This is a genomic window from Amycolatopsis heterodermiae (assembly GCF_034929455.1).
GTDB lineage: Bacteria > Actinomycetota > Actinomycetes > Mycobacteriales > Pseudonocardiaceae > Amycolatopsis > Amycolatopsis heterodermiae.
The window spans coordinates 21119-41515 of the sequence record NZ_JAYFSI010000001.1 but is presented as its reverse complement, the minus strand read 5'-3'; the positions used below and the strand labels follow the sequence as shown (position 1 = coordinate 41515).

21 protein-coding genes are annotated in these 20397 nt (G+C 72.8%); 9 read left to right on the top strand and 12 right to left on the bottom strand.

Annotated elements, in window-relative coordinates:
• The first annotated feature begins 38 nt into the window (after positions 1–38).
• Together VA596_RS00195 and VA596_RS00190 are read left to right on the top strand one after the other, a co-directional pair.
• The gene (locus tag VA596_RS00195) at positions 39–2015 is read left to right on the top strand and encodes a glycosyl hydrolase family 28-related protein (protein WP_323322312.1); all 1977 of its coding nucleotides are present in this window, start codon (positions 39–41) and stop codon (positions 2013–2015) included.
• 36 nt (positions 2016–2051) lie between these two features.
• Complete coding sequence (locus VA596_RS00190) at positions 2052–2528, top strand: nitroreductase family deazaflavin-dependent oxidoreductase (protein WP_323322310.1); 477 nt, start codon at positions 2052–2054, stop codon at positions 2526–2528.
• Here the strand turns inward: VA596_RS00190 and VA596_RS00185 are convergent.
• Complete coding sequence (locus VA596_RS00185; RefSeq protein ID WP_323322308.1) at positions 2518–3051, bottom strand: GNAT family N-acetyltransferase; 534 nt, start codon at positions 3049–3051, stop codon at positions 2518–2520. The genes VA596_RS00190 and VA596_RS00185 overlap by 11 nt on opposite strands.
• Positions 3052–3136: 85 nt before the next feature.
• On the opposite strand from VA596_RS00185, the gene VA596_RS00180 reads away from it, so the two are divergent.
• The gene (locus tag VA596_RS00180; protein ID WP_323322307.1) at positions 3137–3718 is read left to right on the top strand and encodes a YdeI/OmpD-associated family protein; all 582 of its coding nucleotides are present in this window, start codon (positions 3137–3139) and stop codon (positions 3716–3718) included.
• Positions 3719–3926: 208 nt separating this feature from the next.
• Entirely contained in the window at positions 3927–5279 is a 1353-nt protein-coding gene (locus tag VA596_RS00175; protein WP_323325565.1) for a pyridoxal phosphate-dependent decarboxylase family protein, read from the top strand.
• Here the strand turns inward: VA596_RS00175 and VA596_RS00170 are convergent.
• Complete coding sequence (locus VA596_RS00170) at positions 5273–5665, bottom strand: hypothetical protein (protein ID WP_323322306.1); 393 nt, start codon at positions 5663–5665, stop codon at positions 5273–5275. The two genes, VA596_RS00175 and VA596_RS00170, sit on opposite strands and share 7 nt — an antisense overlap.
• 144 nt (positions 5666–5809) lie before the next feature.
• Between VA596_RS00170 and VA596_RS00165 the strand changes: the two genes are divergently transcribed.
• Entirely contained in the window at positions 5810–7027 is a 1218-nt protein-coding gene (locus VA596_RS00165) for a glycoside hydrolase family 18 protein (protein WP_323322305.1), read from the top strand.
• Between the two features lie 46 nt (positions 7028–7073).
• Here VA596_RS00165 and VA596_RS00160 read toward each other — a convergent pair whose 3' ends face one another.
• On the bottom strand, positions 7074–8213 hold the full coding sequence (locus tag VA596_RS00160; RefSeq protein ID WP_323322304.1) for an MFS transporter: 1140 nt from the start codon (positions 8211–8213) through the stop codon (positions 7074–7076).
• A gap of 64 nt (positions 8214–8277) precedes the next feature.
• On the opposite strand from VA596_RS00160, the gene VA596_RS00155 reads away from it, so the two are divergent.
• Entirely contained in the window at positions 8278–8646 is a 369-nt protein-coding gene (locus VA596_RS00155) for a MerR family transcriptional regulator (RefSeq protein ID WP_323322303.1), read from the top strand.
• 13 nt (positions 8647–8659) lie between these two features.
• Here the strand turns inward: VA596_RS00155 and VA596_RS00150 are convergent, their stop codons facing one another.
• Positions 8660–8812: a hypothetical protein gene (locus tag VA596_RS00150; protein ID WP_323322301.1), complete on the bottom strand. Its 153-nt coding sequence runs from the start codon at positions 8810–8812 to the stop codon at positions 8660–8662.
• Positions 8813–8982: 170 nt separating this feature from the next.
• Between VA596_RS00150 and VA596_RS00145 the strand changes: the two genes are divergently transcribed.
• The gene (locus VA596_RS00145; RefSeq protein ID WP_323322300.1) at positions 8983–9153 is read left to right on the top strand and encodes a hypothetical protein; all 171 of its coding nucleotides are present in this window, start codon (positions 8983–8985) and stop codon (positions 9151–9153) included.
• A 198-nt stretch (positions 9154–9351) separates the two neighbouring features.
• On the opposite strand, the gene VA596_RS00140 is transcribed toward VA596_RS00145, so the two are convergent.
• Complete coding sequence (locus tag VA596_RS00140) at positions 9352–10302, bottom strand: helix-turn-helix transcriptional regulator (RefSeq protein ID WP_323322299.1); 951 nt, start codon at positions 10300–10302, stop codon at positions 9352–9354.
• 209 nt (positions 10303–10511) lie between these two features.
• Entirely contained in the window at positions 10512–10937 is a 426-nt protein-coding gene (locus tag VA596_RS00135; protein ID WP_323322298.1) for a DUF5709 domain-containing protein, read from the bottom strand.
• A gap of 98 nt (positions 10938–11035) precedes the next feature.
• Here VA596_RS00135 and VA596_RS00130 point away from each other — a divergent pair, with 98 nt between their 5' ends.
• The gene (locus tag VA596_RS00130; RefSeq protein ID WP_323322296.1) at positions 11036–11860 is read left to right on the top strand and encodes a cyclase family protein; all 825 of its coding nucleotides are present in this window, start codon (positions 11036–11038) and stop codon (positions 11858–11860) included.
• On the opposite strand, the gene VA596_RS00125 is transcribed toward VA596_RS00130, so the two are convergent.
• The 4 genes from VA596_RS00125 to VA596_RS00110 form a co-directional block, all read right to left on the bottom strand.
• On the bottom strand, positions 11857–14175 hold the full coding sequence (locus tag VA596_RS00125; RefSeq protein WP_323322294.1) for a putative bifunctional diguanylate cyclase/phosphodiesterase: 2319 nt from the start codon (positions 14173–14175) through the stop codon (positions 11857–11859). The two genes, VA596_RS00130 and VA596_RS00125, sit on opposite strands and share 4 nt — an antisense overlap.
• 87 nt (positions 14176–14262) lie before the next feature.
• Positions 14263–15084: an ABC transporter permease gene (locus VA596_RS00120; protein ID WP_323322292.1), complete on the bottom strand. Its 822-nt coding sequence runs from the start codon at positions 15082–15084 to the stop codon at positions 14263–14265.
• Complete coding sequence (locus VA596_RS00115) at positions 15074–15973, bottom strand: ABC transporter ATP-binding protein (RefSeq protein ID WP_323322290.1); 900 nt, start codon at positions 15971–15973, stop codon at positions 15074–15076. The genes VA596_RS00120 and VA596_RS00115 overlap by 11 nt, the downstream gene beginning before the upstream one ends.
• A complete protein-coding gene (locus VA596_RS00110; protein ID WP_323322289.1) occupies positions 15882–16469 on the bottom strand; it encodes a hypothetical protein in 588 nt (195 codons plus the stop codon). Before VA596_RS00110 ends, VA596_RS00115 begins: the two co-directional genes overlap by 92 nt.
• A 483-nt stretch (positions 16470–16952) precedes the next feature.
• On the opposite strand from VA596_RS00110, the gene VA596_RS00105 reads away from it, so the two are divergent.
• Positions 16953–17585 (top strand): TetR/AcrR family transcriptional regulator, encoded by a 633-nt coding sequence (locus VA596_RS00105; RefSeq protein WP_323322287.1) that lies wholly within the window; start codon positions 16953–16955, stop codon positions 17583–17585.
• A 255-nt stretch (positions 17586–17840) separates the two neighbouring features.
• Here the strand turns inward: VA596_RS00105 and VA596_RS00100 are convergent, their stop codons facing one another.
• On the bottom strand, positions 17841–20024 hold the full coding sequence (locus VA596_RS00100; RefSeq protein WP_323322285.1) for an ATP-binding protein: 2184 nt from the start codon (positions 20022–20024) through the stop codon (positions 17841–17843).
• A 186-nt stretch (positions 20025–20210) separates the two neighbouring features.
• Complete coding sequence (locus tag VA596_RS00095) at positions 20211–20369, bottom strand: hypothetical protein (protein WP_323322283.1); 159 nt, start codon at positions 20367–20369, stop codon at positions 20211–20213.
• Between the last annotated feature and the right edge of the window lie 28 nt (positions 20370–20397).

Here is a 20397-nt window from a genome sequence, read left to right as displayed (position 1 = left end):
ACTCTTCCGCCGCACTCCCGAGTGAAACGAGGTCCGCGATGGCGCGACGCACCTTCGGAACCGTGCTGGCCGCGGTCCTCACCCTGCTTTCCGTGGCCGCGCCGGCGTCGGCCGCCGACCGGCCCGTGGTGACGCGGGCCGCGCTCGATCCGGCGCTGGTCGCCGGGCGCGGCGCCACCGTCGGCTTCGCCGAGCAGGAGGCGGAGAACGCCCGCACCGACGGCACCGTGATCGGCCCGGACCGCTCGGCCTACACGCTGCCCGCCGAGGCGTCCGGCCGCCGCGCGGTGAAGCTCACGGCGGGGCAGCACGTCGAGTTCACGCTGCCCGCCGCGGCCAACGCGATCACCGTCCGCTACAGCATCCCGGACGCGCCGCACGGCGGCGGGATCACCGCGCCGCTGGACGTCACCGTCGACGGCGGCCACCGGCAGGCGATGACGCTGACCTCGCAGTACGCGTGGCTGTACAACCAGTACCCGTTCACGAACGACCCGGACGCGGACCTGCTGCACCCGGACTGGTGGATCACCGAGTGCGCGTGCGTGCCCGCGGCGACCACCCCGGCGCCGGTCGTGACGAAACCCTTCCGCCCCAACCACTTCTACGACGAGCAGCGCCTGCTGCTCGGCAAGACCTACCGCGCGGGGGACCGGGTCCGGCTGACCGTCCCGGCCGGGACGCCCGCCGCGTGGACCGTCGTCGACCTGCTCGACTCCGAGCTCGTCGCGCCGCCTCGGGTCGACCTCGTCGCGGCGAACGTCCTGTTCTTCGGCGCCGACCCGACCGGCAAGCGCGACTCGGCGGACGCGATCGACCGCGCGATCGCCTTCGCTCGCCGGGCGCACCTCAAGGTCTACCTGCCGCCCGGCACGTACCAGGTCAACCGGCACATCGTCGTCGACGGCGTGACGATCGAGGGCGCCGGCAACTGGTACACGATCGTCAAGGGCCACGAGGTCAAGCTGGGCACTCCGGCGCCGGACGGCTCGGTGCACACCGGCGTCGGCTTCTACGGCAAGGACGCGGCGGCCGGCGGCAGTCACAACGTCCACCTCTCGGGGTTCGCGATCGAGGGTGACGTCCGGGAGCGGATCGACACCGACCAGGTCAACGCCGTCGGCGGCGCGCTCAGCGACTCCACTGTGGACGGTCTGTACCTGCACCACACCAAGGTCGGCCTGTGGTTCGACGGCCCGATGAAGAACACCCGCATCACGAACAACGTCATCGCCGACCAGATCGCCGACGGCCTGAACTTCCACACCGGCGTCACGGACTCGGTGGTGTCGAACAACTTCGTCCGCAACACCGGTGACGACGGCCTCGCGATGTGGTCGGAGAAGATCGAGAACGCGCGGAACACGTTCAGCCACAACACCGTCCAGACGCCGGTGCTGGCCAACGGGATCGCGCTCTACGGCGGCACCGACACGACCGTCTCGGCCAACCTGGTCGCCGACCCGATCCGCGAGGGCAGCGCGATCCAGGTCGGCTCGCGCTTCGGGGCCGAGCCGTTCACCGGGTACGTGCGGATCACGGACAACACGACCGTCCGGGCCGGGACGTTCGAGCTGAACTGGAAGATCGGGCTCGGTGCGATCTGGTTCTACGCCTTGGAGAAGAACATCGACGCCGACGTCCAGGTGACCGGTGACGCCTTCCTCGACAACACCTACAACGCGATCATGCTGGTCAGCGACTTCCCGGTGAAGGACCTGTACTCGATCAACGGCCTGAAGTTCGCGGACCTGCGCGTCGACGGCACCGGGACGTCGGTGCTGAGCGCCCGCGCGGCCGGGTCGGCGTCGTTCCGCAACATCGAGGCCCGCAACGTCGGCGCGGTCGGCGTCAACAACTGCGGGTCGTTCAACTTCCCGCCGACGGGCTCGGAGTTCTCGCTGACCGACCTCGGCGGCAACGCGAGCTGGCTGGCCCCGTGGCTCCTCCCGAACACCATCACCTGCGACGACCGCCCGCCGGTGGTCCCGCCGCCCGCCCCCACCACCTGGTAGTGCCGGGGCGGCAGACCCGGCGGCTAGGGTTTGGGGGTGGCTGGGTTACGGGGTGTCTTCGCGGGGTTCGGCAAGAGCAGGGCGTTCGCGGTGCTGGGGCGGGCGCTGGTGCCGGCCGACCGGGTGCTGCTGCGGATCAGCGGCGGCCGGGTCGGTGTCGGCACCGCGGTCGGGCTGCGGACGCTGCTGCTCACCACGATCGGGCGGCGCAGCGGTGAGCCGCGCCAGGTGCCGCTGCTCTACGTCGAGCGCGCCGGCGGGTACGTCGTCATCGGCTCGAACTGGGGCGGCGAGGCGCACCCCGCGTGGTCGGCGAACCTGCTGGCGCAGCCGAAGGCGACCGCCGCGATCGGCGGGCGGAGCGCCGAGGTCACCGCGCGGCTGCTGACCGGCGACGAGCGCCAGGAGATGTGGGACGCCGTCGCGGAGTACTGGCCCGCCTACGACCGCTACGCCGTGCGGGCCGAGCACCGCGAAATCCGCGTGTTCCTGCTGGAGCCGCTCAGTCCATGAGGTCGGTGTGCCGGATCCGGTACACCTGCAGCCGCAGGTTGTAGTACTTGTCGGTCTCGCCGACCCACTGCATGCCGAGGCGCTTGGCGACGGCGATCGCGCGCGTGTTGTTCGGCCGCGCGACCGCGAACAGCTCGTCGGTGTCCTGCGTGAACGCCCACTGGATGAGCGCCTGCGCGGCCTCCGACGCGTAGCCCTGGCCCCAGACGCCGGGGCTGAGCTGCCAGCTCAGCTCGAGGTCCTCTTCGTACGGCGGGAGCAGCCGGATGCCGAGGCCGCCGATCACGGCGCCGTCCTCCTTGCGCTCCACGGCCCAGCGCCCGCGCGGCGGCCAGAGGTTGGGCTGCGCCTCCTGCCACGCGTTGAGCACGGCCCGCATCGCGCCGACGTCGCCGACGCGGTCCATGGCCGGGGTCAGCCAGTGCGTGACGTCCTCCGCGCCGTAGATCTCGAACGCGGCTTCGGCGTCGTCCACCGTCCAGTCCCGGATCACGAGCCGGTCGGTGCTGAGCGCAGTCTCCATATCAAGACGCTACGCCCGGGGACGCCCGATTGTTCCCGCCGCAAAGTGCTCAGAAGGTGAACACTTCACCCCCGATGATGTGGGCATGGAGACTCTGGAAGGCATCGAGGTGCTGAAGGTCACGTCGGCCGCGCAGTGGCGGGAGTGGCTCGCGTCGCGCGGCACGGCACGCGCGGTGTGGCTGGTGATCCGGCGCAAGCACAGCGGTCGGCCGGGCGTGCTGGTCCACGAAGCGATGGAGCAGGCGTTGTGCTTCGGCTGGATCGACAGCAAGGCCCTGCGGCGCGACGCGGAGAGCACGTACCTCTGCTTCACCCCGCGGAACCCGAAGAGCACGTGGAGCCGGGTGAACCGCGAGCGCGTGGCCCGGCTGACGTCGGCCGGGCTGATGACCCCGTCCGGGCAGGCGATGGTGGACCTGGCCCGCCGGACGGGGACCTGGGACGCGCTGGCGGAGGCCCAGGACGGCATCGTCCCGCCGGATCTGGCGCAGGCTTTCGACGACGTCGCGGCCGCGCACTTCGCGGCGTTCCCGCCGTCGTCGAAGCGGCTGATCCTGGAGTGGATCGCGAAGGCGAAGCGCCCGGAGACCCGGCAGCGCCGCATCACGACGACTGTTGAGCTGGCCCGGGAAAACGTGCGGGCCGCGCATCCGAAGGCGGCCTAGCGCCGGGCCGCGGATCACCAGGAAAGGGCTGGCTGAGCGGCGGTCGTGCACCCGATGGCCGCCTGGAGCCGGGCTGGGCCGGTGCCGCCGTGCCGGTCGCGAATCACCGGGACGGATCCGAGCCCACTGTCCGCAGTGGTCGCCCGGCCACCGGGAAACCCGCGAGCCGCGCACCCGAAGGCGGCCTAGAGTCGGGCCCGTGGACGAGATGCGTGAACTCCTGGCCCGTGCCGCCGCGCTGGCTGCCGACCACCGGGACGGCCTCGCCGAGCGGCCGGTCGCCCAAGCCGTCGACGCCGCCGCTCTGCGCGCCGGGTTCGGCGGGGCGTTGCCGAAGGACCCGAGCCCACCGTCCGCAGTGCTCGAACAGCTCGCGCGGGCCGCCGAGCCCGGGTTGACCGCCACCGCCGGGCCGCGGTTCTTCGGCTTTGTCATCGGCGGGTCGCTGCCCGCCGCCACGGCCGCCGAAATGCTCGCCGCCGGGTGGGACCAGAACGCCTTCAACGCCGTCCTGTCACCCGCCGCCGCGGCCGCGGAGGACGTCGCGGGCGGGTGGCTCAAGGAGCTGCTCGGCATCCCGGCCAGCGCGACCACCGGGTTCGTCACCGGCGGGCAGGCGGCGAACACCGTCGGGCTCGCCGCGGCGCGGCACCACGTGCTCGCCGCCGCGGGCTGGGACGCCGAGCGCGACGGGCTCTTCGGCGCCCCGCGCGTCCGCGTGGTCGCGAGCGCCGAGCGGCACGCGACGATCGACCGCGCGCTGCGGCTGCTGGGCTTCGGCACGAGCGTCGTCGAGGAGGTGGCCGCCGGTCCCCAGGGCGCGATCGACGTCGCCGACCTCGCCCGTGTGCTGGCCGCCGGGTCCGGCCCGGCGATCGTCTGCCTCCAGGCGGGCAACGTGAACACCGGCGCGTGCGACGACCTGCGCGCCGCGCGCGAGGCCGCCGGCGACGCCTGGGTGCACGTCGACGGTGCGTTCGGGCTCTGGGCCGGGGCCAACCCGGCCACGGCGGGGCTCATCGACGGCGTCGAGCTGGCCGACTCCTGGGCCTGCGACGGGCACAAGTGGCTGAACGTGCCCTACGACTCCGGCTTCGCCTTCTGCGCCCACCCGGACGCCCACGCCGCGGCCTTCGCCAACCGCGCGGCCTACCTGACCGGCGCGGGAGAAGTCTCCGGCATGGGCGACCTGACGCCGGAGTCGTCGCGGCGCGCCCGCGGGTTCGCCGTCTGGGCGGCGTTGCGCGAGCTGGGCCGCGACGGCGTGGCCGAGCTGGTCGACCGTTGCTGCCGCCTGGCTCGCCGCTTCGCCGAGTCGCTCGCGGAAGGCGGTGCGGTGATCGGGAACGACGTCGTCCTCAACCAGGTCCTGGTTTCCTTCGGCGACGACGCCCACACCGACGCGGTGATCGCCGCGGTTCAAGGCGACGGCACGTGCTGGCTCGGCGGAACCACCTGGCGTGGCCGCCGATATCTGCGGATTTCGGTGTCGAACTGGTCCACGACGGAGGCCGACGTCGACCGTTCGGCGGCGGCGATCCTGCGGCTGGCGGCTCAGTGACCTTCGCGCACTGAAAGCGGATCACGCCGCCAGGCGATCGTCTTCGTCTTGCCGGTCGGCCACGCCGACGAGAGCCGCCGCCGCACGCTGCCGAGCGCGCCCAGCTTGACCAGGTCGACCCGGGAACCCTGTGCCGCCAACGAGGTCACCTCGGTGCCGGTGAGGGGCACGATGTCGAAGTACTGGGCGTCTTCGCCGCCGGTACCGTCGACGAACTCGCTGAAGATCGAAGCGAACGCCTGGCCGCATTCCGGACATTCGCGCAGCGAAACCCCGAAGTGCGACCGTTCGACCAAGCGGTGGGTTTCCCGGAGGCGGGTCGTGCAGAACGCCATCGCGGTCAGGGCGTCTTTGCCGTAGCAGCGGGCGCAGCCGAACTCCGTCATCCGGGGATCTTCGCACACCGTGAATCCGGACCCGGCTGCGACACGACCGGGAAATCTGTTTGCGGCAGACCTTTCGCTCTGTCCGCAGTGGTCTGGACCTGTTAGCCTCAGCCGGTCCGCCCAGCCGGTCCGGAAGGAATCCCCGTGCTCCGCATGAGAAAACGCTTTGCCGTGGCCGCGCTGGCGCTCGCCGCGGCCGCCGTCGTGGCGCCGCCCGCGGAAGCCGGGCAGTCCCACGGCGGTCCGTCCCAGGACAAGGTGATGGCCTACTTCGCCGACTGGGACGTCTACGCCCGCAACTACCACGTCAAGGACATCGAGACGTCCGGGTCGGCCGCGAAGCTGACCCACATCAACTACGCCTTCGGCAACGTGACGGGCGGCGGCTGCGCGGTCGGCGACCCGTGGGCCGACCACGACATGCCCTACGACGCCGCCGGCAGCGTCAACGGCCAGGCCGACAGCGGCACGCTTCACGGCAGCTTCAACCAGCTCCTCGAGTTGAAGAAGCTGCACCCGAAGCTGAAGGTGCTCTGGTCGTTCGGCGGCTGGACCTGGTCGAGCGGCTTCACCGAGGCCGCGAAGAACCCGGCCGCGTTCGCCGAGTCCTGCTACAACCTCGTCAACGACCCGCGCTGGGCGGGCGTCTTCGACGGCATCGACATCGACTGGGAGTACCCCAACGCCTGCGGCCTGACCTGCGACACCAGCGGGCCGAAGGCGTTCACGGGCCTGGTCAAGGCGTTGCGCGCGAAGTTCGGGCACCAGCTCGTCACCGCCGCGATCACCGCGGACGGCTCGAAGAACGGCAAGATCGACGCGAACGACTACGCCGGGGCGAGCCGCTACCTCGACTGGTACAACGTGATGACCTACGACTACTTCGTCGCCGGCGCCAGCCCGACCGGGCCCACCGCGCCGCACTCGCCGCTGCGGTCCTACCCGGGCATCCCGACCGCCGGGTTCTACGCCGACGCGGCCATCCAGAAGCTGCGCCACCAGGGTGTGCCGTCGTCGAAGATGCTGCTGGGCCTCGGGTTCTACGGCCGCGGCTGGGACGGCGTCACGCAGAAGCAGCCGGGCGGCACGGCCACCGGTCCGGTGACCGGCACGACGACCGGGGAGGACGGCGTCGAGAACTACAAGGTCCTCAAGACGACCTGCCCGGCCAACGGCAAGGTCGCGGGCACGGCCTACGCCAAGTGCGGTTCGCAGTGGTGGAGCTACGACACCCCCGAGACGGCGGCGGCCAAGGCCGGCTACGCGAAGTCGCAGGGGCTCGGCGGGGTGTTCGCCTGGGAGCTGTCGGGTGACACGACCAACGCGGAACTGCTGCGGGCCATCTCTTCCGGCCGCTGCTGAAAAGCTGGAGGGCCCGGGCGCGTACCCGCCCGGGCCCTTCGTCCATTCACGACTGCTGCGGGAACCCGTGGCGCCGCGCGCCGACGACCACGGCGAGCACCGGCACCAGGAGCACGAGCAGCGTCCACGGGAACACCGCGGGGCCCGAGGTGTCGAGCAGGATCCCGCCGGCCACCCCGCCCGCGGCCATCGCGGCGTTCCACAACGTGACGAGCATGGCCTGCGCGTTGTCCGCCGCCTCGCCACCCGCGTTGCCGGCCGCGGTCTGCAGCAGCGTCGGGACGCCGCCCCAGCCGAGTCCCCACAGCGCCACGGCGACGTAGATCAGCGCGGGACTGCCCGCCAGCATCAGCGCGGCGGCCACCGCGACCAGCACCGTGCTGAGGATCGTGAGCCGGCGCAGCGCGCGGTCGATCCGGGCGCCGACGATCCCGATGCCCGCCATCGACGCGATCCCGAAGACCAGCAGGACGACGTCCACCGAGCCGCCCAGCCCGGCGTGGCCGAGGAACGCGGCGACGTAGGTGTAGAGCACGGTGTGGGCCAGCACGAACACGAGCGTCACGACCAGGACCGGCGCGACGCCGGGCACGGTGAGCGTGCGCAGCACCGGCAGCCGCCCGCCGCGGGGCTGTCCCGGGTGGTCCGGGACGCCGGCGGCGATCCACACCAGCAGCACGAGCGCGATCGCCGACATCACGCCGAACGCCGAGCGCCAGCCGAGCAGGCCACCGAGGAACGTCCCGGCCGGGATGCCCAGCGACAGCGCGAGCGGGATGCCCGCCATCACGATCGCGATGGCCTTGCCTTCGCGGCCCGCGGGCGCGAGGCGGCGCGCGTACCCGGCCAGCAGCGCCCAGACGACGCCCGCCGCGACCCCGGCGACGAACCGGGCCACCATCGTCAGCGGGTAGTCCGCGGACAGCGCCGTCACCGTGTTGGCGACGGCGAACCCGGCGACGCCGGTCAGCAGCAAACGTTTGCGCCGCCAGGTCGACGTCGCCGCGGACAAGGGGATCGCGGTGAGCGCGGTGCCGAGCGCGTAGATCGTCACGGCCTGGCCGGCCGCGGACTCGCCGACGCCCAGTCCGGCGCTCATACCGGGCAGCACGCCCGCGGGCAGGGCCTCGGTGAGCACCGTGACGAACGCGGCGGTGGTCAGGGCGAGCAGTGCGGGAGTCCTCATGCCGTTATGCTCGAACCCTCACATGGATGTGAAGGTCCAGCCGGGCGGACGTGAGGTGGCGCACATGCGGATCGGCGAGCTCTCCGAGCGCACGGGCACGGCCCGGCGGCTGCTGCGGTACTACGAGGAGCAGGGCCTCATCATCGCGTCCCGCGGCGCGAACGGCTACCGCGACTACGACGAAGCCACCGTCGACCGGGTGATCCAGGTCCGCGGGCTGCTGGACGCCGGCCTGCCGACCCGGATCATCAAGCAGATCCTGCCGTGCCTCGACAAGCCCCGCGCGATCTACTTCCCGGACGCGACCCCGGAGATGCTGGCCACCCTGGAGGCCGAGCGCGACCGCATGGCCCGCCGCGCGGAATGCCTGCTGCGCAACCGGGACGCGATTTCGGAGTACCTGGACGCCGTCCGCGACTACAACCGCGTCTGACCCCGGTCCGGACTTACGAGGGCAGCGCGGCCTCGGCCGGGGCGGGGTTCGTCGCCGGGGCCTGCACCCAGTGCAGGGTGTCGGCCTCCGGCCACCAGCCCGCCGGCTCCGGACGGGGACGGGCGCCCTCCTCACCCCACCAGCGCGGGGGCGCCTCGTCACCCATGTCCCCGACCGTAGGAGAGCCGTGGCGGGATCCGCACCGGTCGGGTCCGGCCAACGTCCGGTTCCGGTCACCCGGCGGTGGCCGGTACCGGACAGTGGCCGAAGCCGCCCCTGCCGACGCCGTCCGGACGGCCCTAACTTGGCGGGGAGATCCCTCCGCGAAAGGACGACATGATCAAGCGACTGCTCGTCGCAGTGGCGGCGACGCTGGCCGTCGGCGCCCTGGGCGCACCGACGGCGACGGCGGCCCCGGGCAACGGCGACCCGTCGGTCCGGCCCCCGGGCACCGACTGCGTGTGGATCTGGACCCAGGGCCCACCCCACTGCAAGAAGCTGGAGTAGCCCCGGCGGATGGGCCTCCCGGCTCGGCTCAGCGAAGCGGCCCTGGGCGAGGCGCGGTCAGCCTGGTCAGCCTGGGGGTCGTGAGTGTTTAGGAGGGTTAGAACCTTCCTAAACGCTCACGAGGGGGCTGCGGCAGACCCCTCAGCCGTCGGCGGCGGTCGATCCGGCTCGGCTCGGCGCGCGGCCAGCCGGTCCCGCTCAACCCAGCCAGCCCAGCCGGGTCGCCGCGAACACCGCGGCCACCCGGTTGTCCGCCTGCAGGGCCTCCAGCAGGCCCTGGACGTGCCGGCGGATCGTGCGCTCGCTGACCTCCAGGTGACGGGCGATCGCGCCGTCGGTCATGCCGGTCGCCAGCAGGTCCAGCACCTTCGCCTGGGTCGGGGTGAGGCCGTGGCGCGGGTGGGCGCCGTCCACCGCCACCGCCTGGCTCCAGACCAGCTCGAACAGCATCCGCAGGGCCGCGACGATCGTCGGGCTGCGGACGAACAGGGCGCCGTCCATCCCGCTCGGGTCCAGCGGCACCAGCGCGGAGTGGTGGTCCGCGACGACCATCTTCATCGGCAGCTCCGGCGCCACCCGCATGGCCCACCCGGCCGCGACACTGGCGTCCACGACCTCCTTGGCGCCGTCGAACTCCAGGGCCGCGCGCTCGTAGACGTTGCGCAGCCGCACCCCGCGCTCGGTCACCGCGTCCGGCAGGCGCATCACCGTGCCGGCGTCCGGCTTCCGCTTGAAGTGCCGGGTGGTGAAGGTGAGGAACTCCTCGCGCGCGGACAGGCACAGCTCCAGCGACAGCGAGCCGATGCGCTGCGGGTCGGTCAGCACCTCGACGGCCGAATCCCCGCCGCCGCCGTGCGCGGCGCGGTACACCGCCTGCAGCATGTCCAGCTGCTGGCGCGCCGCGACGATCTGGCGCTGCTGCTCCACCAGCCGCTGCTGCGCGCCCAGGATGGCGTGGTCGACGGCGCGCACCGGCTCCATCGGCGCGATCACCGGGTCCTCACGGTAGTCGCGGCGCACGAAACCCTGGTCGAACAGCTCCCGCATCTCCGGGCTCCCGGCCCGCGGGTCGTCCAGCGGGAGCGGCCCGGTGCGCACCATCGTGTCGTACAGCGCGCCCGCGCCGGGCGTCAGCAACCCCTCGAGCATCCGTCCTCCTCCGGCAGCAGCGGGGACGGGGACGGCCGGATCCGGCCGTTGTCCGCTCTGCCCCCTACCCCACGCGCCGGACGGCGGAAAGGATTAGGCCGGTCATCAGGTTGGACGCGCAAGTGGCCGTCCGGCCCGTCGAGGGGTCGGGCCGGGCGCCGGAGAAGGATGCGAACCGCCGAGGGGGCGGTTCGCGTTCTCCGGTCACCTCACCAGCGGCGGGACGGGTCGATCACGTGGACCGCGGCCTCCTCGGCCGAGGCCGCGCCGCCGTCGATGCCCTCGTCCGTGGCGTACAGCTCCTCGTCGGCGTCCTCGCCGAACCCCTCGTCCGTGGCGACCAGGCGGCCCGCGCGGACGTCGCCGACCTCGTCGTCGACCAGTTCGCCGTCGCTGTCCTCGCTGTCGCCGAGGCCGTCGTCGTCGGCGTCGTCCGCCAGGTCCGGGACCTCGCGGGCGAGCCGTCCTTCCCAGCTCTCGCCCTCCGCGGTCTCGCGCGCGGTGGTGCCCCAGCCTTCGGTCGCCTGCGCACGTTCCGGCGGTGAATAACCCTCCGCCAGCTCGTCGCGGTCGTCCAAAGTGTCCTCGGGGTCGAGCACGCCGTTGTCGGCGTTGTCTTCGATGTCGTCGTCCATGCCCCCATCTTCGCGCAGATCCTTGGCCGCACCGGGTCTGGGTGATATCACCGTGCAGGCCGCCGCACGGGCGGTGTTCCGGTGAAAGGTGATTCCCCATGCCGATGAGACGCAGGGTGCTGGCCGCGGGGCTGGCCGGGGTGTTCGGCGCCGCCGTGTCCGGGCGGACCGCGCAGGCCGCGACGGTGCCACCGGTGCGGCTCGACCAGCTGAACCTGGTCAACCTGTCGCACGTCAACGATCCCGCCACGACCAACGTGTTCCCCGGCGACCCGGCCTTCTCGCTGGAGACCATCGCGACCATCCCGGCCGACGGCTACTACCTCCAGTTCGTCCGCGAAGGCGAGCACACGGGCACGCACTGGGGCGCGCCCGGCCACTTCAACACCGGTCAGCCCCTCGCCGACGAGATGGACCCGGCGGATCTATTCCGGCCCGCCGTCAAGATCGACATAAGAGCGAAGGCCGCGGCGAACGCGGACTACGGCGTCACGATCGACGACCTCAAGGCGTGGGAGAAGCGCCACGGCCGGATCCCCGACGACGCCGTCGTCGTGCTCTGGACCGGCTGGGACGCCAAGTGGGGCACCCCGGCCTACCCGAACACCGGCGCCGACGGCGTGCTGCACCAGCCGGGCTTCTCGATCCCGGCGGTCAAGTGGCTGATCGACACCGGGCGCCTCGGCCGCCGCGGCGGCACCGGCACGGACACCTTCAGCCCGGACGTCGGCACCGACGAGACGTACACCGTGTCCAAGCTCGTCTACCAGCGCCACCGGATCAGCCTGGAGATCCTGGCGAACCTCAAGGCCCTGCCGACGACGGGGGCCTGGGTGCTGGTGGGCGGCCCGATCAACCGCAAGGGCGCGGGCTCCACGGCGACCATCTTCGGCGTCCTCCCGCCGGGCGTGCGCGCGGACTAGCTCGCCGAGAGCGGCGTCGCGCCCGAAAGGGTCAGCGCCGAGAGCGGGGCCGGGCGGCCGAACCGGTAGCCCTGGGCGGTGGTGCAGCCCGCCCGGGTGATCAGTTCGGCCTGCTCGGCCGTCTCGATGCCTTCGGCGACGACCGCCAGGTCGAGGTCGTCGCACAGCCCGACCAGCGAGCGGCACAACGCCGCGTCGCGCTCCGGCTGGACGCCCGTCGTCAGCGCGCGGTCCAGCTTGATCAGGTCGACCGGCAGCGCGTGCAGCACGGTCAGCGAGCTGTACCCGGCCCCGAAGTCGTCCAGTGCCACCCGGACGCCGAGGGCCTGCAGCCGCCGGATCGCGTCGGCGCCCGCGGCGAGGTCCGGCACCGGCACGGTCTCGGTGATCTCGACGACGAGCCGTTCCGCGGGCAGCCGGTACCGCGCCAGGCTCGCGCTGACGCTCTGCTCCAGCGCGGGCGCGCCGAGCCGGCTGGCGCAGACGTTGACGTGCACGGTCAGGTCCAGCCCGGCCGCGGTGATCTCGCGGCAGGCCAGGTCCAGCACCAGCGCGTCCAGTTCGGCCCCGAGGCCGGCGCCCTCGACCGCGCGGACGAACGTCTCGGGCGAGACGGCCGTGCCGTCCGGTGCGGTCCAGCGAGCCAGCGCCTCGACGGCGACCGGCGTCTCGTCGGGCAGCCGCACGATCGGCTGGAACACCAGCCCGAAGCCCTCCGGGACGCCACCGGCCGCGCGGCGCAGCGCCGCCGGGAAGTCCGGCGGCCCGTCCTGCGACGGCCGGTAGACGACGGTGGTGTCCTTGCCGAGGCGCTTGCCCGCGTACATCGACGTGTCCGCGCGGCCGAGCAGCACGTCGGAGGTGACCAGCGGCTCGGCCGGGTCCGGCACCACCAGCCCCATGCTCGCCCGGACCGGCACGAGCGTGCCGTGCACCGCGAACGGCCGCCGCAGCGCGCCGCGGATCCGGTCCGCGACCGCCTGCGGCGCGTCGACCTCGCCCTCCAGCAGGATGGCGAACTCGTCACCGCCGAGCCGCGCGACGGTGTCGGTCGAGCGCACGCAACCCAGCAGCCGCTGCGCGACGGCGTGCAGCAGCAGGTCGCCGCCCGCGTGCCCGAACCGGTCGTTGACCTCCTTGAAGTCGTCGAGGTCGACGAAGATCAGCACGAGCGGGTGGCGGGCGTCGGCGCCTTCGGCGACGGCCAGGTCCAGCCGGTCGCCGAACAGCGCGCGGTTGGCCAGCCCGGTGAGCGGGTCGTGGTAGGCCTGGTGGGTCAGCTGCTGCTGGCCCTCGTACACCCGCCGCAGCAGCAACCGGTTGTCCAGCACGGAAAGCAGCTGCCGGGCGAGCACGAGGAACACCACGAGCACGCCGACGAACACCTCGACGCCGTCCGGCCCGGCCCCACCGATCAGCTGCACGGTGATCAGCAGCGCCACCGCCGTCACCGGGATGTAGGGCAGCGCCAGCTGCCACCAGTCGACGCCGCCGGCCTGGCCCGCGTCTTCGCGCCGCCGCGTGTTCGGCGTGACGAGCAGGGCGTAGGCGATGAACAGCGGGCCGAGCACGAACCCCGCGTCGGCCCACGGCTTCATGCTCTCCGCGCCGATGCTGACGAGGTAGGCGAACACGCTGTCGGAGCAGGCGAGCGCGACGATGCCGAGGGCGAGCAGCAGCAGGTTCTTGCGGTAGGGCCGGTCCACCCGGTCGAACACCACCAGCAGCACCGCCACGACCACGATCACCAGGTCCGACAGCGGGTAGGCGATGGCGACGGCCCACGAGCCCGCGTCCGGCGCGGTGGCCCGGACCAGCTGCCCGAGCGCCGCGGTCCAGGTGAGGATGAACAGCGAGCCGGTGACGACCAGGCCGTCGAGCACCACCGCGATCCCGAAGTGCGCGGTCCACTGCGCGGGCTGCCAGCGCTCGCGGTCCGGCCGGATCCGCGCCCGGGCCAGGGTGAACAGCGCCGCGAGCGCGAAGACCGGGAAGCTCAGGTACCCGACGTCGGCCAGCGACGGCGAGGGCAGGCCCCGGCCGTCGACCAGCTGGTACCACGACCAGACGCACTGCCCGAGCGACCAGCCGGCCATGCCGAACGCGATCAGCAGCCGCCACCAGCGCTGGTGGCCGCGGAAGCGCCGGGCGACCAGGCAGCCGCAGACGACCGCGGCCACGCCGGCGCTCAGCTGCATGGCGTCGTCGATCCACAGCGCGAAGGTGTCGCCCCAGAACGCGAACCCGTTGACCACGATCACCGCCGCCGTGACGACGACGAGCAGGATCGCCACCGGGTACCGCCGCACTGTCATGGCACCTCACGTGGTCAAACCCGGTCAGTCGAACTGAGAAACACTACACCGGACGCGACCGGGGACCGGCTCACCGCACCGGCACCATCAGGCGATGTCACGCCGGTGGAGCAACCAGCCGCCGAGGACGGCGAAGACGACCACGTACCCCGCGAGCACGGCGGTGGCCTGCCCGGACCCGACGATCTGCTCGACACCCGGAGCGCTCGCCCCGAAAGACGCCACCAGCGCGCCCGCGTTCGGCCCCGGCAGCACCTTCTGCAGCTCGGCGACCCAGGTCAGCAGCGGCGCGGCGATCGAGGAGAGCAGGTTCTGCACGGCCAGCAGCCACACCAGCCCGAGTCCGATCGGCAGCGCGACCGAGCGCAGGCCGACCGCCAGCAGCACGCCGAGCGCGCCCCACATCGTCGCCACCAGCCAGCCGGCGCCCAGGCCCAGCAGGATGTCGGACGCACTGGGCCAGACCAATGCCTGGTTCTGCAGCGAGGCGACGAGCGCGCTCGCCCCCGCCGTCGCGGCGAACAGCACGAGCACGACGGCCAGGCCCGCCACCGCGACGACGACCAGCTTCGCGCCGAAGACCTTGACGCGCGAAGGGTTCTGCACCAGCACGGTCTTCCACGTGCCGAAGCCGTATTCGCTGCCCGCGACGAGCACGCCGAAGATCAGCGCGAGCGCGCCGACGAAGATCGGCAGCCCGCCGAGGGCGCTGCCGACGAACGCGTCCGGCAGCATCGCGCTCAGCCCGCGCCCGGCGCCGGGGCCGCCGGTCGCCGGTGCCCCGTCCAGGCCCGCGTAGGGGACGGCGTAACCGAAGGTCAGCGACAGCACGACGGCGACGGCCAGCAGCAGCCAGCTCGCGGGACGGCGGGACTGCTTGAGGAGCTCGGCTCGGATGTCACGCAGCATCGGGGGTACCTCCGGTCAGGGCGAGGAAGGTCTGTTCCAGGTCGGGTTCGTGCCAGCGCAGCTCGGTGACGTCGAGGCCGGCGGCGACCAGCCCGGCGTTGATCCGCCCGGCCTCGGCGGGGTCGACGTCGAGTTCGAGCGCGGCGCCGTCGGCGTGGACGCGGTCCGCGCCCAGCAGCCGGTCGAGGTGTTCGCGCGCCTGCTCGAGCGGGCCGGCGACCACGCGCAACGCGCCGCCCGCGCGCAGGTCCGGCACCGTCGTCTCGGCGACGAGCCGGCCGCGGTCGAGCACGCCGACGCGGTCGCAGATCTGCTCGACCTCGGTCAGCAGGTGGCTCGACAGCAGCACGGTGCAGCCGTCGGCGGCGAGCTTGCGCAGGGTGACGCGCATGTCGGCCATGCCGGCCGGGTCGAGGCCGTTGGTCGGCTCGTCGAGGACCACCAGCTCGGGGTCCTTCAGCAGCGCGGCCGCGAGGCCGAGCCGCTGCTTCATGCCGAGCGAGTACGTCGAGTACTTGTCCTTGGCCCGGTCGGTCAGGGTGACGACGTCGAGCACGTCCTCGACGCGCGTGCGGTGCACCCCGGCGTGGTCGGCAAGGATCCGCAGGTTCGCCCGGCCCGAGAGGTACGGGTAGAAGGCGGGACCTTCGATGAGCGCGCCGACGCGGGCGAGGCTGGCGGAGCCGGGTTCGGCGCCGAAGAGCCGGACCTGGCCGGAGGTGGGGCGGATCAGGCCGAGCAGCATCCGCAGCGTCGTCGTCTTGCCGGCGCCGTTGGGGCCGAGGAAGCCGTAGACCTCACCGGCGTGCACCGACAGGTTCAGCTCCGCCACCGCGGCGGCCGGTCCGTAGCGTTTGGTCAGGGCGATCGTTTCGACGGGCAGGTTCACGGGTCTCCTTCCGGACGCGGCCCCACGGCTTGAAGACCGAGAGGACGCTGGCGAACAGCAACAGGCTGGGGGCGACGACCACGGGGTAGAGCAGGCCGGCCGGGTCGCCCCGCGGGGTCTGCCCGGCGGCGAGCTGACGGCCGTACTCGGCGGCGTCGTACAGCCCCGGGCGCAGCGCGAAGAGGATCAGCAGGACCATCACGACGTTCACGGCCAGCTTCACGGCCACCCACCAGTAGCGGACTAGGCCGTACTTCGTGCCGAGGCCGAGCACGACGCCGGTGGCGAGGGTGAGGACGGCGGCGATCAGCATCGGCCACACGGCGAACAGCTCGAGCGCCTGCAGGCTCGTGGCGACGACGCCCGCGTCGTCCGAGATCAGCGCGGTGGCGACGAGGACGCCGAGGACCGCGTCGATCCCGATCCACGCGCCACCCGAGACGATGTGGGCCACCAGGTACCCCTTGCGGGCCCGGGCGCCGAGGCGGCTGGTCATGGTTGCCTCCCTTTCGACGCCTCCCATCGTGGGGATTCGCGGCGCCGCGGTCGTCCCGCTGCGGACGGCTTTCGCGCGTACGCCGAGACGCGTACGCGGTGTGCCGGGATGCGTAGATGGTCGAGGTGATCGGCGCCGGACTCGGCCGCACCGGCACGATGTTCTCGGCGAGCCGGCCGCGACGGTGCGCTGGACGGCCGCGCTGCGCGGCGACCGCGAGGCCCTGCGCGCCGCCGTCGCCGGATACCGGGCCAGCGCGGTCCGGACCATCTTCGATCCCGTCATGGAGCAGGTCTTCGCGAAGCTGGGCGCCGAAACCGCCGAGTTCGTGGCGGCACTGGCCGAGCGCGGCTACCGCCACACCTGGGCGCGGAGGTGCCGTCCGAGCCGTTCCCGCGTGTCAACGACTCGGGTGACTTCACGGGCACGGTGGAGCGCTTTCTGGCCGACGGCTGATCGTCAAGGTCCCGATAGACTGAATCGGTGACCGAAGCGAAGGAGCGGACGCGGGAGCGCATCTCCCGCCGCGGGGTGGACAAGTTCACCGAGCGGCGGGCGCAGCTGGCCGAGTCGGCGCTGCAGACGCTGGCCGAGCTCGGGTACGCGCGCACCAGCCTGCGGGAGATCGCCCAGAACTCGGACTTCTCGCACGGCGTGCTGCACTACTACTTCGCCGACAAGGTCGAGCTGCTGACCCACTGCGTACGGCAGTTCGAGGAGGTCTGCGTCACCCGCTACGACGAACTGGTGGCCCGCGCGCAAACCGCGGAGGACCTGGAGCACGACTTCGCGGCGGCGATGGCCGCCACCCTGCGCACGGACGCGAAGATGCACCGCCTCTGGTACGACCTGCGCAACCAGAGCCTCTTCGACGAGTCCTTCCGCCCCGACGTCCTGGAGATCGACCGCCGCCGCGAAGCGATGATCTGGCACGTGGTCTCGCGCTACGCGGAACTGTCGTCGAGGTCGGCCGAAGTCCCGCCATCGGTGGCGTACGCCCTGTTCGACGGCCTGTTCCAGCAGGCGTTGCTGCACCACCTGGCCGGCTCACCTTCGGCCGCGTTTTCGCTGGAACGGGATGTCCCGTCGGTCCTGGCTCGTGTGGTGTCCCGCTAGGTCTCCTGCTGCCTCCGCGGCGGTGACTCGTGGGTGTTGGCGCCGAAGCCGCTCGATCAGGTGTAGCGTCCGGCAGACGCTGGCGCCTCGGTCGCCCGGGCCTGCTCCGGGCTCCCTCGGTCCGGTGCACTCGGGTTTCGTCGCGTTCGGTGGTGTGGGCGCCTGCCTCGAACTCACCGGGTCCGGAGCACCCCGGCCGCGTTTGCCTCGGCGAAGCTGTGAGTTGGTTTCGGGCGCAGCTTTGGACTCGCTGGATCAGCTGTTCTCCGGCCGAACCCGGGTCTCGCCGACCACCACCGGGTCCAGACCCGGATCCGTCTCATCCGCCCGGGCCCAGTACCCCGCCGCTTCTGCAGCCGCCCCGCGGGCCGCCGCCACGTTGCCCAACCCCGTGTACGCCCGCGCCGCCTCGTGGTCGCTCTCGCACGCCTCCGCCCGGGCCGCCGCCTCGCGGTAAGCCGCCGAAGCCAAGTCCAGCTCGCCCGTGTGGAACCGCGCCCAGCCCAGGCAGTTGAGCGCCAGCACCGCGTCGTGCTCCAAGCCGAGTTCGTCGAACACGGCCAGGGTGGCCGCCGCAAGCTCTGCCGCCTCCGCGGCCTCGCCCAGGGCGACGCGCACCAGGGCGATGCCGCGTCTGGTGATGGCGGCGCTCCGGCGGTTGCCGATCTGCTCGTAGAACTCCAGTGCCGTGTGGAAATCCCGCAGGGCCGACTCGTGTTCGCCGCGGTAGTGGTCAGCCCAGGCGTGGTGTGCGAGCGCGGTGTTCTCGCCGTGGCGGTCGCCGATCGCGCGGTACTCCCGTAGCGCCTCTCGATAACACTCGGACGCGCCGTCGATGTCACCTCGGTCGACCAGGGCGATGCCGAGGTTGGCCGTCGTGGTCGCCACCGCCCAGCGGTCGCCCGCCTTTTCGGCCGCGGCGCGGGCCCAGCGGTGCGTCGTGATCCACTCGTCCCACAGCTTCGCGAGGAAGAAGTAGCCGCGCAGGAAGAACGCCAGCTGCCAGCAGCGCTCGTGCTCGCCGAGTTCGCCGGCCCGGCGGCACAGCGCGACCAGGTTCGGCCACTCCGCGCGGAACCACGCGACGCCGTCGAGCGGCGCCGGCCCGGGCAGGCCGCCGGGGTAGGTGACCACCGGCCGGTAGCGCTGCGGCGTCAGCACGCGGTCGGCTTGTTCGGCGCTCCGGACGGCGAACGCCGCCAACCGCCCGAAGGCCGCCTGTCGTTCCTCGGGTTCTAGTGCGGCTTCGACGGTCTCGGCGGCGAACGCGCGGAGGAGGTCGTGGAAGCCGTACCGGTCGGCGGCGGGCTGGGTGACCAGGTACGCGTCGTGCAGGCGGTCGAGCAGCCGGTCGGTCTCCCGCGGCGCGAGCCCGGCCAGCGCGCTCGCCGCGTGGAGGTCGAGGTCGCCGCCGGGGTGCAGCGCGAGCAGGCCGAACAGCCGGGCCTCGGCGTCGCCGAGCTGCCGGGCCGAGAGCCGGAAGGCCGCGGACAGGCTGCGTTCGCCGTCGTCCAGCTCTCCGAGGCGCTCGGCTTCGACGGCCAGCCGCCGGTCCAGTTCGCCGACGTCCCACGCCGGGTGGGCCCGCAGTCGCGCCGCGGCGATCCGGACGGCGAGCGGGAGCCGGCCGCAGCGGTCGGCGACGCGGGCCGCGTCGCCGGCGTCCGCTCCGGTGAGCGCGGCGAACAACCCCGCCGCCGCGTCGGCGGGCAGGACGTCGAGGGAGACGTGCCGGGCCTCGTCGAGCGCGCTGAGGCGCGACCGGCTGGTGATCAGCACCCGGCACTTGGGTTCGGCCGGCAACAGCGGCCGCACCTGCGCCGCGTCGGCCGCGTTGTCCAGCACCAGCAGCAGGCTCCGCCCGCGCAGCCGGGAGCGGTACGCCGCCGCCCGGTCGTCCGGGTCGGCCGGGATCCGTTCGGCGGGCACGCCGAGCACCCGCAGCAGCCGGTCGTGCAGGGCCGCCGGATCCACCGCGCCGTCACCGTGCCCGCGCAGGTCGACGAACAGGCAGCCGTCGGCGAACGCGGCCTCGAGCCGGTGCGCGCAGCGGACGGCCAGCGCCGTCTTGCCGACGCCGCCCATCCCGGAGACCACGCACACGCCGCCGTCGGCTTCCAGCGCGTCGCGGACCGCCTGTAGTTCCTCGGCGCGGCCGGTGAAGTCCCCGGTCGCGGCCGGCAGCCCGGACGCCCGGACGTCGGGGCGGGTGCGCCGCCGTGCGGGCTCGTGGGGCAGTAGCGCGGTGAGCGCCCCGGCCGCGTCCAGCTCGGCCTCGCACAGCGCGGCCAGCGCGGAATTCGGTGTGGTCAGGCCGGTTTCCACTTTGCTCAGATAGCCCTTGCTGTAGTGGACGCGCTCCGCGAGACCGGTGAGGGAGAGCCCGGCGGCCCGGCGGAGACGGCGCAGTTCCGCGCCGAACGTCGCTCGCTCGCCCATTCGCATCCACCCCCGTCGCAGAAGCATTATGACGGCGCCGGAACGCCGTCGCGGGTGGCCGGCCGGGTCCGTGGACCCGGCCGGCCGCTGTGCGCACAGCCCGTGTTCGTCACGCATGGCCCCGTCCTCAGCCGAAGACGACGGTCAGCAGGGCGAGGATGAGCCCGATCGCGTGGGTCTGCATGGTTACCGCACCTCCTCTCCGTGTGCGGCGGCCACGGGCGTGACCCGTTCCACGGGGGCCGGCTCCTGCTGGTGGCCCAGCAGCAGGCCGGCCACGAGGGCCGAGCCCGCCACCCAGAAAGCCAGCCGCAGGAGCAGCGAAAACGAACAGAACACCTTCATTTCGACTCCTTCGACAACGCGCGCCAGG